At 65.3% G+C, this 7,180-nt stretch carries 6 protein-coding genes; 5 read left to right on the top strand and 1 reads right to left on the bottom strand.

Annotated elements, in window-relative coordinates:
- Window positions 1–580 precede the first annotated feature (580 nt).
- Window positions 581–1,357, bottom strand: a complete 777-nt coding sequence (locus CFB81_RS02275) for an enoyl-CoA hydratase (RefSeq protein WP_069619502.1) — start codon at window positions 1,355–1,357, stop codon at window positions 581–583.
- 129 nt (window positions 1,358–1,486) lie between these two features.
- On the opposite strand from CFB81_RS02275, the gene paaN reads away from it, so the two are divergent.
- From paaN to paaK, 5 genes are all read left to right on the top strand, one after another.
- Window positions 1,487–3,193: a phenylacetic acid degradation protein PaaN gene (gene paaN, locus CFB81_RS02270; RefSeq protein ID WP_089434488.1), complete on the top strand. Its 1,707-nt coding sequence runs from the start codon at window positions 1,487–1,489 to the stop codon at window positions 3,191–3,193.
- An 87-nt stretch (window positions 3,194–3,280) separates the two neighbouring features.
- A complete protein-coding gene (gene pcaF, locus CFB81_RS02265) occupies window positions 3,281–4,483 on the top strand; it encodes a 3-oxoadipyl-CoA thiolase (protein ID WP_069619500.1) in 1,203 nt (400 codons plus the stop codon).
- Between the two features lie 45 nt (window positions 4,484–4,528).
- Complete coding sequence (gene paaG / locus CFB81_RS02260; RefSeq protein WP_089434487.1) at window positions 4,529–5,320, top strand: 2-(1,2-epoxy-1,2-dihydrophenyl)acetyl-CoA isomerase PaaG; 792 nt, start codon at window positions 4,529–4,531, stop codon at window positions 5,318–5,320.
- A gap of 1 nt (window position 5,321) precedes the next feature.
- Window positions 5,322–5,774: a hydroxyphenylacetyl-CoA thioesterase PaaI gene (gene paaI / locus CFB81_RS02255; RefSeq protein ID WP_069619498.1), complete on the top strand. Its 453-nt coding sequence runs from the start codon at window positions 5,322–5,324 to the stop codon at window positions 5,772–5,774.
- Between the two features lie 38 nt (window positions 5,775–5,812).
- Complete coding sequence (gene paaK / locus CFB81_RS02250) at window positions 5,813–7,111, top strand: phenylacetate--CoA ligase PaaK (RefSeq protein WP_089434486.1); 1,299 nt, start codon at window positions 5,813–5,815, stop codon at window positions 7,109–7,111.
- The last annotated feature ends 69 nt before the right edge of the window (window positions 7,112–7,180 follow it).

Genomic DNA, 7,180 nt, shown 5'->3' with positions numbered 1-7,180 from the left:
AAACTCTTCAGTTCAAACCTGTTACTGTTTTCGGTTCTTTCGAACCGGTCGCTCACTCAAAGCTGACAGGAATATGAATCACTTCATAAACCTGACTTACTTTAGTGTGAGACTCTTGATACTTTCGCTTTTCTGATCCGAAGATCAGCTCGCTACCATCAAGCGCCCACACTTATCGGCTGTTAATTTTTAAAGAGCATTCTGCGAGGAACTTCGTGTTTCCCGGCAGCGCTGCGTTTTCAGCAGCAGAGAAGCGAGATTATGAACCGTGTTCCGCAGTTCGTCAACAACTTTTTACACTACATCGTTGCGACCGCCGGGCCATCTTCCTGCGCCGCCACAGCCCGCTACATCCCGAACCCGACAACACCGCTTCCCTTCCTCCCGCGCCGCGTTTCCGTTAGCGCGAAAGAGGCGTGATTCTAAGCACCTGCCCCCATCCGCGCAAGCTCTTTGTGAAGAAAGTTTGAAAAAGCCTCCGGGCGCTGACGCGCACGGAGGCTTTGAAGCACCGGGCGAGGCAATCGCATCGACAACGGATACAGATCAGTCACTAGATACCTATCGCCGCGCCGGCCGATCAGCGGTGCTTGAACACGGGCTTCCGCTTCTCGACGAACGCCGCCATCCCTTCCTTCTGGTCTTCCGTCGCGAACAACGAATGGAACAACCGGCGCTCGAAGTGGACGCCTTCGGCCAGCGTCGTCTCGTATGCGCGGTTCACCGACTCCTTGACCATCATGACCGCCGGCAGCGAGAACTCGGCGATCGTCGCCGCCGCGGCAATCGCCTCGTCGAGCAGCTTGTCGGCCGGCAGCACGCGCGATACGAGCCCGGCACGCTCGGCCTCGGCGGCGTCCATGAAGCGCGCGGTCAGACACATGTCCATTGCCTTCGCCTTCGATACCGCACGCGGCAGACGCTGCGTGCCGCCCGCACCCGGCATGACGCCCAGCTTGATTTCCGGCTGGCCGAACTTTGCCGTGTCCGCCGCGAAAACGATGTCGCACATCATCGCAAGTTCGCAGCCACCACCCAGCGCAAAGCCCGAAACCGCAGCAATGATCGGTTTACGAATCTCGCGGACCGTCTCCCAGTTGCGCGTGATGTAGTCGCCCCGATAAACATCCATATAGGAGTAGGTCGCCATCATGCCGATGTCCGCGCCGGCCGCAAACGCCTTCTCGCTGCCGGTCACGACGATGGCGCCGATATCGTCGTCCGCGTCGAACGCCTTCAGCGCAGCGCCCAGCTCATCCATCAGCGCATCGTTCAGCGCATTCAGCGCCTTCGGACGGTTCAGCGTCACCAGACCGACACGCCCCCGGGTCTCCACCAGGATGTTCTCGTAAGCCATCTATTTCTCCTCGATCAATGAAATGAGAAACGCCTCGCACATGCGAATAGTTTGATGCTACCATTCTCCGACCAACCGGTCGGTTAATTAATCGATCCGATCCCTCTCAATGTTCATCAGGCTGCCGCCATGACCCATGCCCTGTTCACGAAGCACGAAGACACGCTGAAACACGCACTCGCCGCCATCGAGAGCCGCGGGTACTGGAGCCCGTTCGCCGAAATGCCGAGCCCCAAAGTGTACGGGGAAAGCGCAAGCGCGGACGGCGAGGCCGCGTTCAAGTCGCACCTCGACAAGACCTTCGTGCTCGACCAGCCGGCGTCCGATGATACGGTCGGCGCCGAGCGCTCGCCGTACGGTATCGCGCTGGGCATCCGGTATCCGAAATCGACGCCGGACGCTCTGATCGCTGCGGCAACCGCCGCGCAACGCACGTGGCGCGAAGCCGGCCCGAGCGCGTGGATCGGCGTCAGCCTCGAAATTCTTGCGCGCCTGAATCGCGCAAGCTTCGAAATCGCCTACAGCGTGATGCACACCACCGGGCAAGCCTTCATGATGGCGTTCCAGGCCGGGGGCCCGCACGCGCAGGACCGCGCCCTCGAGGCGGTCGCCTATGCGTGGGACGAACTGCGCCGCATCCCGGCCGATGCGCACTGGGAAAAGCCGCAAGGCAAGAACCCGCCGCTCGCGATGCACAAGCGCTATACGATCGTGCCGCGCGGCACGGGCCTCGTGCTCGGCTGCTGCACGTTCCCAACCTGGAACGGCTACCCGGGCCTGTTCGCCGACCTGGCAACCGGTAATACCGTGATCGTCAAACCGCACCCGGGTGCGATCCTGCCGCTCGCGATCACGGTGCGGATCGCCCGCGACGTGCTACGCGAAGCCGGGTTCGATCCGAACGTGGTCACCCTCCTCGCGACCGAACCCAACGACGGTGCCCTCGTTCAGGATCTCGCGCTGCGCCCCGAGATCAAGCTGATCGACTTCACCGGCAGCACGCAGAACGGCACGTGGCTCGAACGCCACGCCCACCAGGCGCAGGTCTACACTGAGAAAGCCGGCGTCAACCAGATTGTGATCGACTCGACCGACGACCTGAAGGCCGTCGCCAAGAACATCGCGTTCTCGCTGGCACTGTACTCCGGCCAGATGTGCACGGCGCCCCAGAACATCTACGTGCCGCGCGACGGTATCCGGACGGCCGACGGCCATGCGAGCTTCGACGAAGTCGCGCAAGCGATCGCTGTTGCCGTGCAAAAACTCACCGGCGACCCGGCACGCTCGGTCGAATTGATCGGCGCGATCCAGAACGACGGCGTGACCGCGCGCGTTGACGACGCGCGCAAGCTCGGCCGCGTGCTCGCGGACAGCGTGACGCTCCAGCATCCCACCTTCCCCGACGCGCGCGTGCGCACGCCGCTCGTGCTGCAACTCGACGTGGCCGATCGCGAGAAATTCACGCAGGAGTGGTTCGGTCCGATTTCGTTCGTGATCGCAACCGACTCGACCGCGCAGTCGCTCGATCTGGCCGGTGAAATCGCCGCCGAGCATGGCGCACTCACCCTCTCCGTCTACAGCACCGACGACGCAATCATCGACACCGCGCATGACGCGGCGGTGCGCGGCGGGGTCGCGCTGTCGATCAACCTGACGAGCGGCGTATTCGTCAATCAGTCGGCCGCGTTCTCCGACTTCCACGGCACGGGCGCGAACCCGGCGGCCAACGCCGCGCTGGCCGATCCGGCATTCGTCGCCAATCGGTTCCGCGTGGTCCAAAGTCGCGTCCATGTTGCTCCGAAGGCGGCACCGGCGGAAGCTGGCCAGACGGCATAACCCGATTGGCCGACGTGCAAACGCCGCCATGTTCTCTACCATGAACGAATCCGACACCCGGCGGGTTCGTCACTCACCGATACGCTCATGACAGACGCCTACATCTGCGACGCGATTCGCACTCCCATCGGCCGCTACGGCGGCGCCCTGAAAGATGTCCGCGCCGACGACCTCGGCGCGGTGCCGCTCAAGGCGCTGATCGAGCGCAACCGCGACGTCGACTGGGCGGCGATCGACGACGTGATCTACGGCTGCGCGAACCAGGCCGGCGAGGACAACCGCAACGTCGCGCGCATGTCGGCGCTGCTGGCGGGCCTGCCCACCGCCGTGCCGGGCACGACGCTGAACCGGCTGTGCGGCTCCGGGATGGACGCGGTCGGCACGGCCGCCCGCGCGATCAAGGCAGGTGAAGCGCGCCTGATGATCGCAGGCGGCGTCGAGAGCATGACGCGCGCGCCGTTCGTGATGGGCAAGGCCGCGAGCGCGTTCGCGCGCCAGGCCGACATCTTCGATACGACGATCGGCTGGCGCTTCGTCAATCCGCTGATGAAACAACTGCATGGCGTCGATTCGATGCCGGAGACCGCCGAGAACGTCGCGGTCGATTACCACATCAGCCGCGCGGATCAGGACCTGTTCGCACTGCGCAGCCAGCAAAAGGCCGCGCGGGCGCAGCAAGATGGCACGCTCGCTGAAGAAATCGTCGCGGTCACGATTGCGCAGAAGAAAGGCGACGCCATCGTCGTGTCGCGCGACGAGCATCCGCGTGAAACGTCGCTCGAGGCGCTCGCGAAGCTGAAGGGTGTCGTGCGCCCGGACGGCTCGGTCACGGCCGGCAACGCGTCGGGCGTGAACGACGGCGCCTGCGCGTTGCTGCTCGCCAATGCGCAGGCCGCCGACCAGTATGGCCTGCGCCGCCGGGCGCGCGTCGTCGGCATGGCGACCGCCGGCGTCGAGCCACGCGTGATGGGCATCGGCCCCGCGCCGGCGACGCAGAAACTGTTGCGCCAGCTCGGCATGACGATCGACCAGTTCGACGTGATCGAACTGAACGAGGCGTTCGCGTCGCAGGGCCTCGCGGTGCTGCGCATGCTCGGCGTCGCCGACGACGATCCGCGCGTGAACCCGAACGGCGGCGCGATCGCACTCGGCCACCCGCTCGGCGCATCGGGTGCGCGGCTCGTCACCACGGCGCTCCATCAACTCGAGCGTACCGGCGGCCGCTTCGCGCTCTGTACGATGTGCATCGGCGTCGGTCAGGGCATCGCGCTCGCGATCGAACGCGTGTAACCGCCGCGCCGCGCGCCTATAACGAAGTCATGACGGAGATACTGCATGTCCTATCAGGCGATCCAGTTGGATATCGATCAGGCCGCGCGCGTGGCCACGATCACGCTCAACCGTCCCGACAAGCTGAACAGCTTCACGCGGGCGATGCATCGCGAACTGCAGTCGGCGCTCGATGAAGTCGAAGCGGCCGGTGCACGCGCGCTGATTCTGACGGGGGCGGGGCGCGGCTTTTGCGCGGGCCAGGATCTGGCCGACCTCGACTTCACGCCGGGCGCGTCCACCGATCTCGGCGCGCTGATCGACGAGCATTTCAATCCGCTGATTCGTCGCCTGCAGCATCTGCCGATCCCAGTGATCGCCGCCGTCAACGGCACGGCGGCCGGCGCCGGCGCGAATCTCGCACTCGCATGCGATCTCGTGTTCGCCGCCCGCTCGAGCAGTTTCATCCAGGCCTTCGTGAAGATCGGGCTCGTACCCGATTCGGGCGGCACGTGGTTCCTGCCGCAACGCATCGGCATGGCGCGCGCGCTGGGACTCGCGCTGACCGGCGACAAGCTCGGCGCCGAACAGGCTGAACAGTGGGGCCTGATCTGGCGCGCGGTCGACGACGACGCGCTCGCCGCGACGGTCCGCCAGGTCGCCGCCCAGCTCGCGCAGCAGCCGACGCTCGCGATCGCGTCGATCAAGCAGTCGATGCGAGACAGCGTCACGAACACGCTCGATCAGCAGCTCGACCTGGAACGCGACCTGCAGCGCAAGCTCGGCCAGTCGCACGACTACGCGGAAGGTGCGCGGGCCTTCATCGAGAAGCGCGCACCGCGCTTCGAGGGGCGTTGACATGACGGACGCCACCGCCACGCTCGACCCCGATTCGCTCGCCCGCGCCGCCGCTCAGGCCATGTACGACGCCGATGCCTGCAGCCGCGCGTTCGGCATGGAAATCGCCGAAGTACGCGCCGGCTATGCCCGCCTGCAGATGCGCGTGCGGCCCGAATTCCTGAACGGGCACCAGACCTGTCACGGCGGGATCATCTTCACGCTCGCCGATTCGACGTTCGCGTTCGCGTGCAACTCGTACAACGTGAATGCGGTCGCGGCCGGCTGCTCGATCGAATTCCTGCGCCCCGTGCACGGCGGCGACATGCTGACGGCCGAGGCGATCGAACAGGCGCGCGCCGGCCGCCAGGGCATCTACGACATCCGCGTCACGAACCAGACAGGCGACACGGTCGCGATGTTTCGCGGCAAATCCGCCCAGATCAAGGGCACGGTCATCCCGGAAGACCGCTGACGTCGACGGCCCGCCCATAACAAACACTGGAGACATGCATGACTACCCCGCTACCGCTCGAGCCGATCGAGACCGCCTCACGCGACGAGCTGACCGCGCTGCAGCTCGAACGCCTCAAGTGGTCGCTCCGGCATGCGTATGACCACTCGCCCGTCTATCGCCGCAAGTTCGACGAAGCGAGCGTGCTTCCGGACGACCTGAAGACGCTCGCCGACCTGTCGCGCTTCCCGTTCACGACCAAGGGCGACCTGCGCGACAGCTATCCGTTCGGGATGTTCGCGGTGCCGCAGGACCAGATCTCGCGCATCCATGCGTCGTCGGGCACGACCGGCAAGCCGACGGTCGTCGGCTATACGGCCGCCGACATCGATACGTGGGCGAATCTCGTCGCACGTTCGATCCGCGCGGCCGGTGCGCGCCGCGGCGACAAGGTGCACGTCAGCTACGGCTATGGCCTCTTCACGGGCGGGCTCGGCGCGCACTACGGCGCCGAACGCGCCGGCCTCACCGTCATCCCGTTCGGCGGCGGACAGACCGAAAAGCAGGTACAGCTGATCCAGGATTTCCGGCCCGACATCATCATGGTCACGCCGAGCTACATGCTGTCGATCGCCGACGAGATCGAGCGCCAGGGCCTGGATCCCGCGCAGAGTTCGCTGCGCATCGGCATCTTCGGCGCGGAGCCGTGGACCAATGACATGCGCGTCGCGATCGAACAGCGGATGGGCATCGACGCCGTCGACATCTATGGGCTGTCCGAAGTCATGGGCCCGGGCGTCGCATCCGAATGCGTCGAGACCAAGGACGGCCCGACCATCTGGGAAGACCACTTCTATCCGGAAATCATCGACCCCGAAACCGGCGAAGTGCTGCCGGACGGCGAACTCGGCGAGCTCGTGTTCACGTCGCTGACGAAGGAAGCGCTGCCGATCATCCGCTACCGCACCCGCGACCTCACGCGCCTGTTGCCGGGCACCGCTCGCACGATGCGGCGAATGGAGAAGATCACCGGCCGGTCGGACGACATGATGATCGTGCGCGGCGTCAACGTGTTCCCGACGCAAATCGAGGAACAGTTGCTCAAGCAGCGCGTGCTCGCGCCGCACTATCAGATCGTGCTGACGAAGGAAGGCCCGCTCGACGTGCTGACGCTCAACGTCGAGCCCTGCCCGGAGACGGCGCCCGATACCGCGGCGATCCAGGCGGCAAAACAGGCACTCGCGTACGACATCAAGTCGCTGATCGGCGTGACGGCCGTGATCAACGTGCTGCCCGTGAACGGCATCGAGCGCTCGGTCGGCAAGGCGCGCCGCGTCGTCGACAAACGCAAGGGCTGAGCTCGTTCGCCGCGCGCACGTCGCGCCGCGGCGAATCCGTGCCTGCAAACGGAACAGCCCGGTCGGCCA

This window comes from Burkholderia sp. AU28863 (assembly GCF_002223195.1).
In the GTDB taxonomy this organism is placed as follows: domain Bacteria; phylum Pseudomonadota; class Gammaproteobacteria; order Burkholderiales; family Burkholderiaceae; genus Burkholderia; species Burkholderia sola.
Note: the sequence above shows the minus strand (reverse complement) of the source record. Positions and strands in the feature narration are given on the sequence as shown.

What these genes read in the sequence shown, in the direction of transcription:
- CFB81_RS02275 (WP_069619502.1), bottom strand. Translation starts at nt 1,357, where the DNA reads ATGGCTTACGAGAACATCCTGGTGGAGACCCGGGGGCGTGTCGGTCTG.
- paaN (WP_089434488.1), top strand. Translation starts at nt 1,487, where the DNA reads ATGACCCATGCCCTGTTCACGAAGCACGAAGACACGCTGAAACACGCA.
- pcaF (WP_069619500.1), top strand. Translation starts at nt 3,281, where the DNA reads ATGACAGACGCCTACATCTGCGACGCGATTCGCACTCCCATCGGCCGC.
- paaG (WP_089434487.1), top strand. Translation starts at nt 4,529, where the DNA reads ATGTCCTATCAGGCGATCCAGTTGGATATCGATCAGGCCGCGCGCGTG.
- paaI (WP_069619498.1), top strand. Translation starts at nt 5,322, where the DNA reads ATGACGGACGCCACCGCCACGCTCGACCCCGATTCGCTCGCCCGCGCC.
- paaK (WP_089434486.1), top strand. Translation starts at nt 5,813, where the DNA reads ATGACTACCCCGCTACCGCTCGAGCCGATCGAGACCGCCTCACGCGAC.